This is a genomic window from Nakamurella lactea DSM 19367, assembly GCF_000426645.1.
GTDB classification, from domain to species: domain Bacteria; phylum Actinomycetota; class Actinomycetes; order Mycobacteriales; family Nakamurellaceae; genus Nakamurella; species Nakamurella lactea.
Genome location: NZ_AUFT01000008.1, coordinates 413,407 through 428,618 on the forward strand (window position 1 = coordinate 413,407; position 15,212 = coordinate 428,618).

Annotated in this window: 11 protein-coding genes; 5 read left to right on the plus strand and 6 right to left on the minus strand. The window is 70.4% G+C overall.

The window, feature by feature from the left end:
• Nucleotides 1-192 precede the first annotated feature (192 nt).
• Complete coding sequence (locus tag K340_RS29460) at nt 193-1,482, plus strand: CaiB/BaiF CoA transferase family protein (protein WP_037364059.1); 1,290 nt, start codon at nt 193-195, stop codon at nt 1,480-1,482.
• Nucleotides 1,463-3,025, plus strand: coding sequence for a carboxyl transferase domain-containing protein (locus K340_RS0111795; protein WP_051265922.1), 1,563 nt, complete (start codon nt 1,463-1,465; stop codon nt 3,023-3,025). Before K340_RS29460 ends, K340_RS0111795 begins: the two co-directional genes overlap by 20 nt.
• A gap of 139 nt (nt 3,026-3,164) precedes the next feature.
• Here K340_RS0111795 and K340_RS36415 read toward each other — a convergent pair whose 3' ends face one another.
• Nucleotides 3,165-3,347 (minus strand): hypothetical protein, encoded by a 183-nt coding sequence (locus tag K340_RS36415; protein ID WP_029136859.1) that lies wholly within the window; start codon nt 3,345-3,347, stop codon nt 3,165-3,167.
• 54 nt (nt 3,348-3,401) lie between these two features.
• Nucleotides 3,402-4,817, minus strand: coding sequence for a glycosyltransferase 87 family protein (locus K340_RS29465; RefSeq protein WP_051265926.1), 1,416 nt, complete (start codon nt 4,815-4,817; stop codon nt 3,402-3,404).
• Between the two features lie 363 nt (nt 4,818-5,180).
• Here K340_RS29465 and K340_RS0111810 point away from each other — a divergent pair, with 363 nt between their 5' ends.
• The 3 genes from K340_RS0111810 to bar all read left to right on the plus strand — a co-directional run bounded on the left by K340_RS0111810 (nt 5,181) and on the right by bar (nt 9,203).
• The gene (locus tag K340_RS0111810) at nt 5,181-6,812 is read left to right on the plus strand and encodes an acyl-CoA dehydrogenase family protein (RefSeq protein WP_029136860.1); all 1,632 of its coding nucleotides are present in this window, start codon (nt 5,181-5,183) and stop codon (nt 6,810-6,812) included.
• A gap of 150 nt (nt 6,813-6,962) precedes the next feature.
• A complete protein-coding gene (locus K340_RS0111815; protein WP_084614287.1) occupies nt 6,963-7,976 on the plus strand; it encodes a carbamate kinase in 1,014 nt (337 codons plus the stop codon).
• Between the two features lie 84 nt (nt 7,977-8,060).
• The gene (gene bar, locus K340_RS0111820; protein ID WP_029136862.1) at nt 8,061-9,203 is read left to right on the plus strand and encodes a barbiturase; all 1,143 of its coding nucleotides are present in this window, start codon (nt 8,061-8,063) and stop codon (nt 9,201-9,203) included.
• A 30-nt stretch (nt 9,204-9,233) separates the two neighbouring features.
• Here the strand turns inward: bar and K340_RS29470 are convergent, their stop codons facing one another.
• The 4 genes from K340_RS29470 to K340_RS29475 form a co-directional block, all read right to left on the minus strand.
• The gene (locus K340_RS29470; protein ID WP_037364063.1) at nt 9,234-10,328 is read right to left on the minus strand and encodes a sensor domain-containing diguanylate cyclase; all 1,095 of its coding nucleotides are present in this window, start codon (nt 10,326-10,328) and stop codon (nt 9,234-9,236) included.
• A gap of 279 nt (nt 10,329-10,607) precedes the next feature.
• Entirely contained in the window at nt 10,608-12,749 is a 2,142-nt protein-coding gene (locus tag K340_RS0111830) for a S9 family peptidase (protein ID WP_029136863.1), read from the minus strand.
• 87 nt (nt 12,750-12,836) lie between these two features.
• Nucleotides 12,837-13,580, minus strand: coding sequence for a tRNA (guanosine(46)-N7)-methyltransferase TrmB (gene trmB, locus K340_RS0111835; RefSeq protein ID WP_084614289.1), 744 nt, complete (start codon nt 13,578-13,580; stop codon nt 12,837-12,839).
• A 126-nt stretch (nt 13,581-13,706) separates the two neighbouring features.
• Complete coding sequence (locus K340_RS29475) at nt 13,707-15,104, minus strand: FAD-binding oxidoreductase (RefSeq protein WP_051265929.1); 1,398 nt, start codon at nt 15,102-15,104, stop codon at nt 13,707-13,709.
• Nucleotides 15,105-15,212 lie beyond the last annotated feature (108 nt).

Consider the following 15,212-nt stretch of genomic DNA (forward strand, 5'->3'; position numbering starts at 1 on the left):
AGACTCGCGGGTTGGCAGGCGGTTATCGGGGGGAGATCCGGCGTCATGACAGCGGTACGACCGGCGAACCAGAGGACGGCGGCGGGAGAACTCGCCAACGGATCCGGACAGCGGTAGCGGAACCTGCCACCTTGCCGGCCGGCGTCGTCCTCGTAACCTGTGGGTGCAGATCCCCGAGCGAGGAGTGACTGAGTGAGCAGCAACGACGGACCACTGGGCGACATCGTCGTCCTCGACCTCACCCGAGCGCTGGCCGGCCCGCACGCCGCGATGATGCTCGGCGACCTCGGCGCCAGGGTGATCAAGGTCGAATCGCCCGGCCACGGAGACGACACCCGTGGCTGGGGTCCGCCGTTCGTCGAGCCGCCCGTCACCGCAGACACTGCCGATCCCGACAACATCCACCCCGAGGTCGGCCCGATCTCCACCTACTTCCTGTCCTGCAACCGGAACAAGGAATCGATCGTCCTTGACCTCAAGTCGGCGGACGGCAAGGCCGCGCTCACCGAGCTGATCCGGCGCAGCGACGTGCTGATGGAGAACTTCCGGCCGGGGGTGTTGGACCGGCTGGGATTCCCGCTGGACGTGCTGACAGAGCTGAACTCGCGGCTGGTAATCCTGTCCATCTCCGGGTTCGGCCACGACGGCCCCGAGGGCGGCCGGGCCGGCTACGACCAGATCGCCCAGGGCGAGGCCGGACTGATGTCGATGACCGGCCCGGACCCGGAAACGCCGACGAAGGTCGGGGTGCCGATCGCCGATCTGCTGTCCGGCATGTACGGCGCCTACGGCACGGTGGCCGCGCTGCTGGAACGGGAGCGCACCGGCAAGGGCGGCCTGGTCCGCACTTCGCTGCTGGCCGGAGTGGTCGGCGTGCACGCCTTCCAGGGCACCAGATGGACGGTGGCCAAGGAGATCCCGAAGGCTGAGGGACCGCACCACCCGTCGATCTGCCCGTACGGCCTGTTCCACTCCGCCGACGGGGTCGTACAGATCTCGGTCGGCTCCGAGGGGCTGTGGCGGAAGTTCGCGCCCGCCTTCGGCCTGCCGGTGGACGGCGCGGGATTCGCCGGTAATGCCGACCGGGTGCGCAACGGCCCCGCCGTCCGGGCCGCGGTCGAGGAGGCGTTCAGCAGCTATTCGACCCCGGACCTGCTGGCCAGGCTCAGCGAGATCGGCGTGCCCAGCGGCGAAGTGAAGAATCTGCAGCAGGTCTACGAGTGGGACCAAACCAAGTCCCAGGGGCTGTTGATCGACGTCGAGCATCCGGCGTTGGGCCCGATCCAGCTGCCCGGCCCGCCGCTGCGCTTCTTCGACGGCGCCGGCGCGGAATGGCACCGCGAGCATCAGTCGCCGCCGCTGCTCGGCCAGCACACCGACGCCGTGCTGGCCTGGCTGCAGAACGGCTCCGCCGCCGACGGCGCGGGCACCGACGGCAACACCGGTTCGAAAGGCGACTCGGATGACGGCACCGCAGACTGATCCGCGCCAGGGCGGCCGGCCCTCGTCGGGCCGGCCGAAGCGGCTCGGTGCCCACCAGCTGATCGACGTCGTGCTGGACGACTCCTCGTTCGTCAGTTGGGACTCCCCGATCGTCCGGCCGGTCGACATCGACCCGGCCTACGCCGCCGAACTGCAAGCGGCCCAAGAGAAATCGGGCTGTGACGAGTCGGTGCTCACCGGCTGCGGAACCATCGACGGTCGCCGGGTCGCGGTGCTGGCCAATGAGTTCCGCTTCCTCGGCGGGTCGATCGGGCTGGCCGCCGCCGACCGGCTGGAGCGCGCCGTCCGCCGGGCCACCGCCGAGGGTCTGCCGCTGCTGGCCGCCACCGCGTCCGGCGGCACCCGGATGCAGGAGGGCACTCTGGCGTTCGTCCAGATGGTCCGGATTACCGACGCGATCGGCGCCCACCGCGCGGCCGGCCTGCCGTACCTGGTGTACCTGCGTCATCCCACCACCGGCGGGGTGTTCGCCTCCTGGGGTTCGCTCGGTCACGTCGCGGTCGGCGAGCCGGGTGCGCTGATCGGTTTCCTTGGCCCGAAGGTGTATCAGGCGCTCTACGGCGAGCCCTTCCCGGAGGGTGTGCAGACCGCCGAGAACCTGGCAGCGCACGGCCTGATCGATGCGGTGCTGCCACCCGAACAGTTGGCCGAGATCGCCTCCAGAGCGTTGTCGGTGCTCACTGCGCCGCGTCGCGGGGTACCGCCGAAGGACGCCGCCGCCGAGGTCGAGCAGCCAGAGCTGGACGCCTGGGACTCGATCCAGCGGACCCGGCGGGCCGACCGGCCCGGAGTGCGTGAGTTGTTGCGGTATGCGGCCAGGGACGTGGTGCCGCTGAACGGCACCGGCGAGGGTGACGCGCCGCGGGACGCGCGGCCGACGGAGTCGTCGGCGATGACGTTGGTGCTGGCCCGGTTCTCCGGGCTGCCGTGCGTGCTGCTCGGCCAGGATCGGGCGTCGCAGGCCAACCATGGCCCGCTGGGGCCGGCCGAGCTGCGGGTGGCCCGGCGCGGGATGCGGCTGGCCGCCGAACTCGAGCTCCCGCTGGTCTCGGTGATCGACACCCCGGGCGCTGCGTTGTCCAAGGATGCCGAGGAGGGCGGGTTGGCCGGCGAGATCGCCCGGTGCCTGGCCGACCTGATGCAGCTGCCGACCTCGACGGTCTGTCTGCTGCTCGGCCAGGGCTCCGGCGGCGGGGCGCTGGCGCTGCTGCCCGCCGATCGGGTGATCGCGGCGCGGCATGCCTGGCTGTCGCCGCTGCCGCCGGAGGGCGCGAGCGCGATCGTGCACCATGGTGACCCCTCGCACGCCCCGGAGATGGCCGCCGCCCAGCTGGTCAGGTCGGTCGACCTGCGCCGCAAGGGGGTGGTGGATCGGATCGTCGCCGAGTACGAGGACGCCGCCGACGAGGTCCCGGCCTTCTGCCGCCGGATGGGGTCGGTGCTGGCCCAGGAGATCGCCGTGCTCAGCTCGCTGCCGACCTCGCAGCGGTTGGCCCGGCGGGCCGGCCGCTACGTCTTCTGACCGCCCCACCCGCGCTGATCAGTCCCCGGCAAACGGGAGGTGCCCCTCTCGGGCGCTTGCGAAGTGATCGACTCTCGTCACTCCCGTACCAAATCGTGCACGTTGGTAAGCGCCTGCGATGTTGATAAGCGCCGGCCGGTCAGGCCGCGGGAAGGTGCTTCTTCGTCATCCCGGCCTTCTTGAGGGCCTTCTTGTTCTTCGACCTGGCGAAGATGGCCTTGGCGTCCGCCGCGGACAGCCGGCCGTCGGCGAGCAGCCGAATGGGGCAGCGCCGGCACCGCGGCTTGTCCTGGCAGCAGGACGACTTGGGTTTCACCGGCACAGCGCCACTGTAACGGTTGAAGTTAGGGTAGCCCAACCTTGCCTGGGCTCCGGCTCAGTTCTGCCTGGCTGGCGCAGCGGCCTCAGCTCCGAACCGCCGGCTGCCGGCGGCTTCGTTGCCGGAACGGATCGGCAACAGGAACACGGCGGCCAGGCACCAGAACATCTGCACGCTGGCGACGCACATCCAGAACACCGACAGGTCGCTGTAGTCGACGTCCGGCAGGTCGAGGGCCAGTCGCAGATCCTGTCCGAAGGCGAGCGAGCCGAGCCCGACCAGCAGCAACAGCGAGCCGGAGGTGCGCAGTCGGGACCAGACCTCGGTCCGCAGCGGCAGGCCGTCGGGCGTCGCAGTGTTCGACAACTGGATCAGCCGGTGCGCGATGATCACCCCGGCCGGAATCACCCAGACGATGTGGTGCGGCCAGCTGACCGGGCTCACCAGAATGCCGAGCAGCCCGGTCAGCGTGAGCGCGGCCAGCCGGTCGCCGGCCTGCACGGCGCGACGGATCCGCCACCCGGCTCCAGCGGCGACCGCCACTACCAGCAGCAGCCAGATGACCTTGCTCGGGTCGTGTGGCGCCGCGATCCTGGCGAGCAGCCCGTTCATCGACTGGTTCGCCGAGCCGCCGAGGAAGCCGACCCGGTCCGACTCCCAGAGCAGTGAGGTGTAGTACTGCCAGGTCGCGGACGGCGTCACCACCGCGGCTAGCAGGGTCGCGGCGATAGCGGTGCAGATCGCCACCACGGTGGCCCGCCATTGCTTGGACAGCAACAGGTAGAGCAGGAAGATGCCCGGCGTCAGCTTGATCGCCATCGCCAGCCCGATGCCGATGCCGGTCCAGCGGCTGCCGCGACGGCCGAGCACCAGGACGTCCAACAGCACCAACGCCATCAGGTACATGTTGATCTGGCCGAAGCCCATGGTCTGCCGGATCGGCTCCAGCAGGAACGAGGCGGCGGTGGCCAGGCCGACCACCATGAGCCCGTTCTGCCGGGTGATCCTGACGCGTTCCCGCAGGCAGACGAATACGCACCAGGCGGTGGTCGCGATGATGGCCAGCACCGAGATCGTGGTGAGCAGCGACAGGCTGAGCCCGGCCATCGGCGCCATCAGCACGGCGGCCAGCGGTGGGTAGGTGAAGCCGAGGGTGATGTTGACCGGATCGGGCTGGGAGTAGTCGTAGATGTTGTTGCCGTCGATCCAGAAGGTGACCGCCCGGTAGTAGATCTTCAGGTCGAACTGATTGTGGTGCGGTCCGGTGGTGGTGTGGGCGAACTGGTAGGTGACCCAGAAGGCGAAAGCCACCAGTGCGACAGAGCCGGCGAGCCGCCACCAGCGTCTTGCGGTGCTACCGGACACCCTGTCGGGAAGGGTCTCGGTGGCTGCGGCGTGGTGAACCGCCGAGGGCTGTGACGTGGCCTCGACCGACGAGGGCGCGCGAAGACCCGGCCGGGCGGTCGTTGACATGGCGTCATTGTCCCAAGTTCCATCGAAGATGAACGCGATTTGAAAACTTCGCCGGTTCGGCGGCGATGCTCACGGGAAAGTCCAGTGGCGAGCCACGTTCGGCGCAGTCTTCTGTCGCAGACGGTGAAATGCGTTGCGGTGAGCCGCTTGTCGAGCGGCGCCAGCGGGGCTCTGATCGGATGTCGAAGTCCGCCAAGACGTCCGGCTCGGGCGAATTGTCGGTCCGCGCCGCCCCTGGAACGTGAGCGACTTCACCCGATCGGGGCATCGTCAGGGCCGATGCGCCGTCGACGAAGTCCGCATACCGCGTACGGCCGGATTCACGGCCGCACCGGATATCGTCGTGGAGAAGGAGCCGCCGCCATGCCGCCAACCCACCAGGTCACCAACCAGGTCCCGCCGCTGATCGGCCACAACGCGACCAGCGCCGATCCGGCGCTGCTGGCCGGCCTGGGCGCCGTCGGGGTCGGTATCGACGGGTCGCTGACCGAGTTGGGCGCGGCTGCCGGCTCCGCCGAGCTGCAACAGGCCGCGCGGCTGGCCAACGAGTACCCGCCGCGGCTGCGCACCCACGATGGCACCGGCCACCGGATCGACGAGGTGGAGTACCACCCGGCCTGGCACACGCTGATGACGGCAGCCGTCGGGGCCGGCCTGCATGCAGCGCCCTGGGCGCCGGGCGCCGGGGCGCACCCGCACCTGCGGCGCGCTGCCGGGTTCTATCTGTGGAACTTCACCGAGGCCGGTCACCTGTGTCCGATCTCGATGACGTACGCCGTGATCCCGGCGCTCCGGCACGCCCCGGCGCTGGCCGCTCGGTATGAGCCGAGTCTGCAGGCCCGAAGCTACGACTTCGGCTTGCGGCCGCCGGCCGACAAGGCCGGTCTGCTGGCCGGCATGTCGATGACCGAGAAGCAGGGCGGCTCCGATGTGCAGGCAAACACCACCACCGCGGTGCCGGACAGCGGGGCTGACGACGCCGGTGCGGCCGGGTATCGCCTGACCGGGCACAAATGGTTCACCTCGGCACCGATGAACGATCTGTTCCTCAGCCTCGCCCGGACCCCCGCCGGACTGAGCTGTTTCCTGCTGCCCAGGGTGCTGCCGGACGGCAGTCGCAATGCGATCGCCCTGCAGCGGCTGAAGGACAAACTTGGCAACCGATCGAACGCCTCCGCCGAGATCGAGTACGACGGCGCGTTCGGCTGGCTGGTCGGTGACGAGGGTCGCGGGGTCCCGACCATCATCGAGATGGTCACCATGACCCGGCTGGACTGCGTGCTGGGATCGGCCGGGCAGTTGCGCGCCGCGGTGACGCACGCCGCCCATCACGCCGCGCATCGCAGCGCGTTCGGCCGGCCGCTGATCGACCAGCCGGCGATGACGGCCGTGCTGGCGGACCTCGCGGTGGAGAGCTGGGCGGCCACCCTGACCGGCCTGCGACTTGCCCAAGCGGTGGACGCCGGCGAGCGGGACCTGCTCCGTTTGGCGTTGCCGGTGAGCAAGTTCTGGGTCTGCAAGCGTGCCGTGCCGGCGATCGCCGAGGCGCTGGAGTGCTTGGGCGGCAACGGCTATGTAGAGGAGTCGGTGCTGCCGCGGCTCTTCCGGGAGTCGCCGCTGAACGGGCTATGGGAAGGGTCGGGGAACGTCACCGCGTTGGACGCGCTGCGCGCGGTCGGCCGTTCGCCCGCCGCCGTCGCGGCACTGCGGGACGAGCTGGCCGGCGCGGCCGGCGTCAACCCGCTGTTCGACGCCGACCTGCGCCGGCTGGAAAGCGCGCTGGCCGACCCGGCTCCGGCCACCGCGCGCCGGATCGCCTCGCTGACGGCGAAACTGCTCGCCGGCTCGCTGCTGATCAAGCTGGCGCCGGCCGCCGTCGCGGACCTCTACTGCGCCACCCGGCTGGGGGATGCCGGCGACCGGGTGTTCGGCGACCTGCCCGCCGGCTACCCGCTGGCCGAGATCGCCAGCGCAGTCACCCCCGCCCCGAGGTAGCGGAAACCTGTCGCGGGACCGGAAAGTGCGGCGGCGTGTCCTGGAAAGAAGCGCTACCTGCGGGGGTTCGGCAGAAAACGTCGGCGATCCACGATGGGGTCGTCAGTTCGTGACGAAGGTACCCGCGCTCCCGCTTCCTACGCTGACGGGATGACCGCTGCGGGTACGACGGGGAGTTGGGCGAATCGGGTGCTGGTCGCCCTGGGCGGCAACGCGATGAGCGCCCCCGACGGCTCGGCGACCGAGGTCGACCAGATTGAGGCGCTGGGCCGGGCGGCCACCCACATCGCCGACCTGGTGGCGGCCGGGGTGCAGGTAGCGGTGACGCACGGCAACGGGCCGCAGGTGGGCAATCTGCTGGTGAAGAACGAACTGACCGCGCAGGTGGTGCCGCCGGTCTCGCTGGACTGGTGCGTCGCGTCCACCCAGGCCACCATCGGTTTCGTGCTCGCCGACGCGCTGGAATCCGAGTTCGCCGCCCGAGGCATCGACCGGCCGGTGGCGAGCCTGGTGACCCGCACGCTGGTCGACGGTGCCGATCCGGCGTTCGCGACGCCGACCAAGCCGGTCGGCCGGTACCTGGACAAGGCGGCCGCCCAGCCGTTCATCGACCTCGGGCAGCACTGGCGCGACTTCGGCGACAAGGGCTGGCGCCGGGTGGTCGCCTCCCCCCGGCCACTGCGGATCCTGGACGCGCCGGTCGCGGCGACGCTGGTCGAATCCGGCACCGTGGTGATCTGCTCCGGTGGTGGTGGCATCCCGGTGGCCCGAACGGCTTCCGCCGGCGACGCACCCGGCCGGCTGACGGGCGTCGAAGCAGTGATCGACAAGGACCACTCGGCCGCGATCCTGGCCGACCTGCTGGACTGTGACGCCCTGGTGATCGCCACCGACATCGACAACGCGGTGCTGCACTACGGCACTCCGCAGGCCCGACCGCTGGGGCTGGTTGGGGTCGCGGAGATGGCGGGTTACCTCGCCGAGGGTCACTTCGCCGCCGGCTCGATGGGGCCGAAAGTTGAAGCCGCACACCGCTTCGCGGCCGGCCAGGGCCGGACCGGAACGGCCGGGCGGACGTCGATCATCACCCGGCTGGACCTGCTGACGCAGGCGCTGACCAGCGAGCCGGGCAGCGTGGGTACCGTCATCCGCGGGGGATCCTGACCCCGTCGCGATCCCGTGCGGGCCGAACCGAACCGAGCACCGTTTCCGCATCATCCCGAGAGAGAACCGAAGGAGCGCAACACCATGGCGAACCAGCCCGAAGCGATCGAGGTCCGGAAGGTCCCGCTGCACAACGTGTCCGACGCCAGCGAGCTGGCGAAGTTGATCGACGACGGGGTGCTGGACGCCGACCGGGTGGTCGCCGTGATCGGCAAGACCGAGGGCAACGGCGGCGTCAACGACTACACCCGGATCATCGCCGACCGTGCGTTCCGTGAGGTGATCGCGGACAAGGGCACCCGCTCGGCCGAGGAGATCAAAGGTATCCCGATCGTCTGGTCCGGCGGCACCGACGGGGTGATCTCCCCGCACGCAACGATTTTCGCCACCGTTCCGGCCGAGCAGGCGGTGCAGACCGAAGAACCGCGGCTGTCCGTCGGCTTCGCGATGAGCGAGCAGCTGCTGCCCGAGGACATCGGCCGGGTCGCCATGGTCGAGAAGGTGGCCGCCGGGGTACGGGTCGCCATGGAGCGGGCCGGCATCACCGACGTCGCCGACGTGCACTACGTGCAGACCAAGACCCCGCTGCTGACGATCGACTCGATCCGCGACGCGCATTCCCGCGGCAAGACCGTCCGGACCAACGACACCCTCAAGTCGATGGAGCTGTCCAACGGCACGGCCGCGCTTGGCATTGCCGTTGCGCTCGGTGAGATCGAGATGCCGACCGACGAGGAGGTGTTGACCAACTTCGAGAAGTTCTCGTCGGTGGCGTCCTGCTCGTCCGGGGTGGAACTGGACTGCGCGCAGATCGTGGTGGTCGGTAACGTCCGCGGCGTCGGTGGCCGGTACCGGATCGGGCACTCGGTGATGACGGACGCACTGGACGCCGACGGCATCTGGGACGCGATCCGGGGCGCCGGCCTCGACCTGCCGGAGCGTCCGCACCACACCGACCTGAAGGGTCGGCTGGTCAACGTGTTCCTCAAGTGCGAGGCATCGAAGGACGGCATGGTGCGCGGCAGGCGCAACGCCATGATGGATGACTCGGACGTCAGCTGGCACCGGCAGATCAAGGCCACCGTCGGCGGCGTCACCGCCGCGGTCACCGGAGACCCGGCGGTCTTCGTCTCCATCGCGGCCGATCACCAGGGACCGGAGGGTGGCGGCCCGGTGATCGCCATCATCGACACCGGCGACGATCCCACCGGATACCAGTTCCCCTGACGATCCCGGTCCGCGGGTTCCCGGGTGGCGTCAGCCCCTCGTCGGTCCCGGCTCGGCAAACTCGATCCGGTTGCGGCCGTTGACCTTCGCCGCATACAGGGCTCGGTCGGCCAGCTCGACCAGCGCGTCGGAGCGCAGGTCGTGCTCGGGATAGTTGGCGATGCCGAACGACAAGGTGGTGGTGATCGTCGCGTCGTCGACCGCGACGCGGGTGGCCTCGCACTCCACCCGGAGCTCCTCGGCGCGGGCCTGGGCGTCGGCCAATGACACCCCGGGGAGCATCATCAGGAACTCCTCGCCGCCGTAGCGGAATACCACATCCCGCGGACCGGACCGGCGGGCCAGCAGGCCGGCAAGTTCCCGCAGGATCGCGTCGCCCGTCGGATGCCCGTAGGTGTCGTTGACCAACTTGAACTGGTCGATGTCGACCATCACCAGGGTCAACGGGAGTCCGTCCCGGCGACAGGAGTTCAACTCGTCGGCCAGCCGGTCCTCCAGGTGGCGCCGGTTGTACAGCCCGGTCAGCGGGTCACGGCTGGCCTGATCCTGCAATTGCTCCTGCAGCGTGGTGATCTCGGTCAGTTGGGCCTCCAGCTGCCGCCGGCTGTCCTGCAGGGCGACCCCGCGGGTGAAGGCTGCATAGGCGAAGTTCCACAGGTAGGCGGTCAGCCCGACGATGCACAGCATCGACACCGGCAACGAGGTGTCCGGCCGGAAGTGCGCTCCGGCGATGGCGAGGCCGATCGCGGCGCCGGCCGCCAGTGCCAGCAGCGAATGCCACAGACCGCGCAGCGACTCGAAAACCACCTGGTTCAGGGTAACCGCAGTGAACACGCTGAAGGTGATCCACAGCGGGAACCCCCAGTACGCCACCCAGATCCCGAACAGGAAGCCGTCGAACAGCAGGTTCTGCAACTCGGCCCGCACCTGATGCCGAGCAGCGCGGGCGCGGAACAGAGCCACCCACGGGTAGATCAGCAGGTTGACCCCGAGCAGGATCCACTCCAGCGGTGCGGCACCCCGTTCGGCGAGGTAGAAGGCCAACACCACGAACAGCACCGCGAAGAAGACCGAGCGGTTCCGGGCATTCAGCCGGACTGTCCAATGTGTCGCCCGGGTCCCCATGGTCCTACTGTAGGCAGCCGCGATCGACCGGCCTCGCGGCCCCGAGCACGGCGGCATCGTGCGAGCACGGCGGCATCGTGGTCGGCGAAGGCCGACCACCAACGTCGTTATCCGCCGGAGTCAGCCTGCCGGCGTGGTGGCGCGGGCGGAGCCCATCCGGGCCATCGCCGCCAGCGCGGACGCCCGGCCGGAGAACCCGATGATCCACGGCGACAGGGCCGCATGGCTGCCGTCCGGAGCGGCGGCCAGGGGTCCGGCTGCCGGTCGGCCTCGCCGATGTCAGGACTCTTCCGGCGGCGCCACCAGTCCAAGGGTGGCCGGCAGGGGCGGGGCATCGCCGCGGACGTGCTGGTTCACGAAGCCGAGTACCACCTGATACCAGACCTTCGCGTGCTGCGGGGTGAGCACCCAGTGGTTCTCGTCGGGGAAGTACAGGAACCGGTGGACCGTCGACCCGTCGGCCTCGGCCGGCAGCCCGGAGTGGGCCAGCAGGTCGTACCAGAGCCGCAGCCCCTCGCCGATCGGCACCCGGTAATCCCGGTCCCCGTGCACCACCAGCATCGGGGTGACGATCTTGTCGACCGAGCGATGCGGCGAGAACTCGGTGGACATCGCCGGAGTCATCTCCTGCGCCCAGAACATCGACATGTCGGTGGTGGCGCCGAACTGGTCCAATGCCCACAGCGAGGCGTGGGTGACGATCGCGGCGAATCGATCCGTATGCCCGGCAACCCAATTGGCCATGTAGCCGCCGAACGAGCCGCCCATCGCCACCGTCTTCGATCCATCGATGTCGGCCCGGGCCTCCACGCTGTCGGTGATCGACATCAGGTCGGTGAACGGCTCGGCGCCCCACCGTCCCCAGCCGCGTTGGATGAACTCCTGGCCGTAGCCGGTGGACAGCGCGGGATCGGGCAGCAGCACCGCGTAGCCCTGCGCCACCATGTTCCACGGGGTCCACCGCCAGCTCCAGGCGTTCCAGGATCCGAGCGGCCCACCGTGGATCCACAGTGCCAGCGGCGCAGGCGATTCCGTGGACACGCCGGACGGCAACGCCAACCAACCGCGGACTCGGGACCCGTCGGCCGCGGTGGTCTGCACCTCTTCCAACCGGCCGGGCAGCGTCGGCCGCTCTGCCGGGTTGGGCAACCGGGTGACATCGCCCGAGGCCAGATCGATGCGCACCACCTCGGCGGGGTATTCGTACGAGCTGCGCACGGCGAAGACGGCGCTACCGTCCGGGTGGGGCACCGCGTCCGAGTAGGCGGCATCGTCGTGGGTGAGCTGGGTGACCTCACCGGTCCCGACGTCGATCCGGAACAGCGGCGCCCGGCCGTCGGAATCGGCGACCCCCAGGATCGAGGTGCCGTCCGGGAACCAGGCCAACGGCCGCGCCCAGCGGTCCCAGCCCGCGGCCAGCGGGGTGAGTTCGCCGGCTGCCAGGTCCAGCACGCCCAGGGTCATCTGGACCGCCAACTGCGGCGTCGATCGCCGCTGGACGACCACCACAGCGCGGCCGCCGTCGGGCGAGATCGGTCCAGGTTCGTACTCGAAGGCGTTGTGCTGCAACAATACGGTCCGCTCGCCGGTCGCCACGTCGATCCTGGCCAGCACGCTGGTGAGGTCCGCGGCCGGCAGCGGGGTGTTCACCGCGGTCAGCAGGAAGCTGCCGTCCGGTGCCAGTTGCGGATGCGCCTCGCGCAGTCCGCTGCCGATGTCCGGGGTGAGGTCCCGCAGCGCCGCCGGCGGGCGGGCATCGACCGTACTCGGGAGCATCTGGTTGGTCCCGGCGGTGTCGTCGGTCCCGGCGGCGCCCGGCTCGACCGCCAGCAGGTGCGGGGTTCCCGGCCCCAGATCGCTGTCCCAGTAACGGATCGGGTAGCCGCTGTGCAGGATGGCCTGCACCTTGGTGTCCTTGCGCAGCGCCCGCAGCTTCGCGTCCGCCGCCTCGTCCGCCGCGCCCGGGAGCAGCTCGGCGGCCACCACCACGACATCGGCGTCCTCGGCCGTCAGCAGCCCGGCGATGCCGCCGGATCGGGCGGCCACCGGCCGGGCCTCGCCGCCAGCGGCCGGGATCAGCCAGAGGGCGGCTTTCGGCTCCTCCTCGTCGGCGCTGTCCGGGTCGGGGCGGGCCGAGGTGAAGTACAGATCGCCGCTCGCCGCGAACGCCGCCCCGGTTTCACCCTTGGCGCTGCGGGTGATCCGCCGGGCCGGCTGCTCGCCGGCCGGATCCAGCTCCCAGAGCGCGGAGCGGTACGCGTTCTGCTTCGGGTTCAGGGTGGACACGCTGGTCACCACCCGAGTTCCGTCGCGGCTGACGGCCAACCCGGAGAGCCGGGGGAGGGCGATGAAGTGATCCAGGTCGTGGAACGGGGTGGCTGGGGGAGTTTGGCTGGCGGCGGATGCGTGGGAATCGGTCACCCCGCCGATTCTGGCACGCACGCGTCGTTCATCGCGGCTGAATATCCCGTGGGTGCGAGGGTCCTCAGGATCGCCGCGATCTGCCACCTACCGCCGGACGAACTCCAGGTCGAAGATCTCCCGGTCTTCCGCGAGGCCGCGACGCTCGAACCGGGTGAGCGGCCGGAAGTCCGGGCGCGGTGCCCACCCGCCGTGCGGGTTCCGCAGCGTCTTCACGCCGGTGCAGGCGGCCAGCATCTGTTCGGCGTAGTGCTCCCAGTCGGTGGCGAGCCGGAAGGTGCCGCCCTTGCGCAGCCGGGAAGCGACCAGCTCGACGAAGTCGGGGGTGACGATCCGCCGCTTGTGGTGCCGGGCCTTGGGCCACGGGTCCGGGAAGAACAGCCACACCTCGTCGATGCTGTCCGGCTGCACCAGATCGGTCAGCACCGGCACCGCGTCGGCGCGCAGTACCCGGACGTTGTCCACGTCGGATTTCGCCATGTGATGGAAGGTCTGGGCGATTCCGGGCTTGTAGACCTCGACAGCGAGCAGGTTGATCTCCGGCCGGTCGGCGGCCATCGCGACCGTCGACTCGCCCATCCCGGAACCGATCTCGATCACCAGTGGGGCGTCGCGCCCGAAGATCGCCGCACCGTCCATCGATTCACCGATGTCGTCGACGGTCAGGAACCACTTGTCGGCGTGCGCCTCCAGTGCCCGTCGCTGCACCTGGTTCACCCGACCGCCGCGCGAGGTGAAGCTGACCACCCGCCGGAAGTTGTCCGGCAGGCCGTCGGGTGGGGTGTCGCCCGGTCGGGCGGCACCGGAGGTCGGGATCCTGGGTGACGACATGGCTCCCGACTCTACGGTCTGCCGCGATCCCGCGTCGCCACCGTCACCGGCTCGATCACCTGGGCCACCGGTCAAGGTGCGCCGGCCGGACCTGCCGACACTGTCGAAGAGACGCCGGAACGCCGGTCAGTCGAGGGGATGGTTCGGCTGGATCACGCCGGCCGGATCGACGTGCCGCACCACGGCGCGTAGTCGCTGCAGGACCTCTGCTGTGTGGAACCGGTCGGGTCCCCCCGCCGACTCGTCGAAGTTGGCGTAGCTGCGGGCATTCGTCCAGGGCGCCAACGCCGAGGTCAGCGCCCGGAGGTCGCGCTCGACCGCCTCCTTCGCCGGCGGTACCGGGGTGATCCCGACCGCGAACGCCAGATACCTGCCGGGCAGGTGGTCGACCACGCCGCCACCGTCGACCCTCCGGCCGAGCGCGCCGCCGAGCAGCCGCAGGTCGACCGCGAGCAGTGCCGTCCGGGCCTGCGGGCCGGCCACCGAGAGCAATGCATCGATCGTCTCCGGGCCCAGCTCGTCGAGGATGAAGCCGTGTCCGGCGGCCGGCACCGGAACCGGCGGATCCATATGGATCGTGCCGAGCTCGGCGGCCGGCATCGGGCCGAAGGTGTCCACCGCCGGACCGAGGTCGCGGATCGGCGCGAGCAGCGCGGCCGCCCGTTCCGGATCGGCGTCGATCGCGCCGTCGACGCCGACGAAGGCCTTGCCGCGCAGGAACTCCGGCAGCTCCGGTAGCGGTGGCAGGTGCAACAACCGCAGGCAGACGGTGGCCGACTCGTCCAGGTCAAGGGTCCAGTCGGCGAAGGCGGCGCAGATCTCGGCGGCCCGGTCGATCCCGAACAGCAGCGATCCCGCGTAGACCGTGTCCAGCGGCAGCACGCCGAACTCGAGCTCCGTCACCACCAAGCCGTTGCCGCCGCCGCCGCGCACCGCCCAGAACAGGTCCGGTTCGGTGCCGGCGTCCACCCGTAGCACCCGGGCGTCACCGGTGACGACTTCCGCCGACCGCACCTGGTTCGCGGCCAGTCCGTGCCGGCGGCCCAGCCAGCTGTAGCCCCCGTTGAGCGTGTAGCCGCTCACCCCGACGTCGGGTGACGAGCCGGACAGCGCGACCAGTCCGTGCGGAGCCAGCGCCGCCGTCACCTCGCCCCATAACACCCCGGCCCCGACCCGGACGGAGCGGTTCGCGACGTCCACCGCGATCCGCCGCATCTCGGTGGTGCGCAACAGGATCGTGCGGGATAGATCGCCCAGCGGGCCGGGATTGTGGCCGCCGCTCTGCGGCGCCACCCGCAGCCCGTGGGCCGCCGCGAAGGCCAGCACGACGGCGACGTCGGCGGCGTCGACCGGGAACGCGACGGCGGCCGGCCGCTGGTCGACGGCCAGGTTCCAGGCGGTGCGCGCGGCGTCCCAGTCGGCGTCGGTGTGGGTGGCCAACCGGCCGCGCAGCAGGTTAGCCAGGACGGGCAGCGATGCCGCCGGGGACTCGACGACGGTGCCGGGTTCGAGGTGGATGCTCACGTGAATTTTTCCTTCTGCTCAGACGCGGCCCGCGTCCGGATAGCCGCGCTCCGACGGGTCGGCCGCGGGCGGTGGGCCGCTGCCACCGCAGTCAGAAGAGCGCGCGGG

Bases quoted from the DNA above. Each gene is read 5' to 3' on its own strand.
- K340_RS0111795 (WP_051265922.1), top strand. From the start codon at position 1,463: ATGACGGCACCGCAGACTGATCCGCGCCAGGGCGGCCGGCCCTCGTCG.
- K340_RS29465 (WP_051265926.1), bottom strand. From the start codon at position 4,817: ATGTCAACGACCGCCCGGCCGGGTCTTCGCGCGCCCTCGTCGGTCGAG.
- K340_RS0111810 (WP_029136860.1), top strand. From the start codon at position 5,181: ATGCCGCCAACCCACCAGGTCACCAACCAGGTCCCGCCGCTGATCGGC.
- K340_RS0111815 (WP_084614287.1), top strand. From the start codon at position 6,963: ATGACCGCTGCGGGTACGACGGGGAGTTGGGCGAATCGGGTGCTGGTC.
- bar (WP_029136862.1), top strand. From the start codon at position 8,061: ATGGCGAACCAGCCCGAAGCGATCGAGGTCCGGAAGGTCCCGCTGCAC.
- K340_RS29470 (WP_037364063.1), bottom strand. From the start codon at position 10,328: ATGGGGACCCGGGCGACACATTGGACAGTCCGGCTGAATGCCCGGAAC.
- trmB (WP_084614289.1), bottom strand. From the start codon at position 13,580: ATGTCGTCACCCAGGATCCCGACCTCCGGTGCCGCCCGACCGGGCGAC.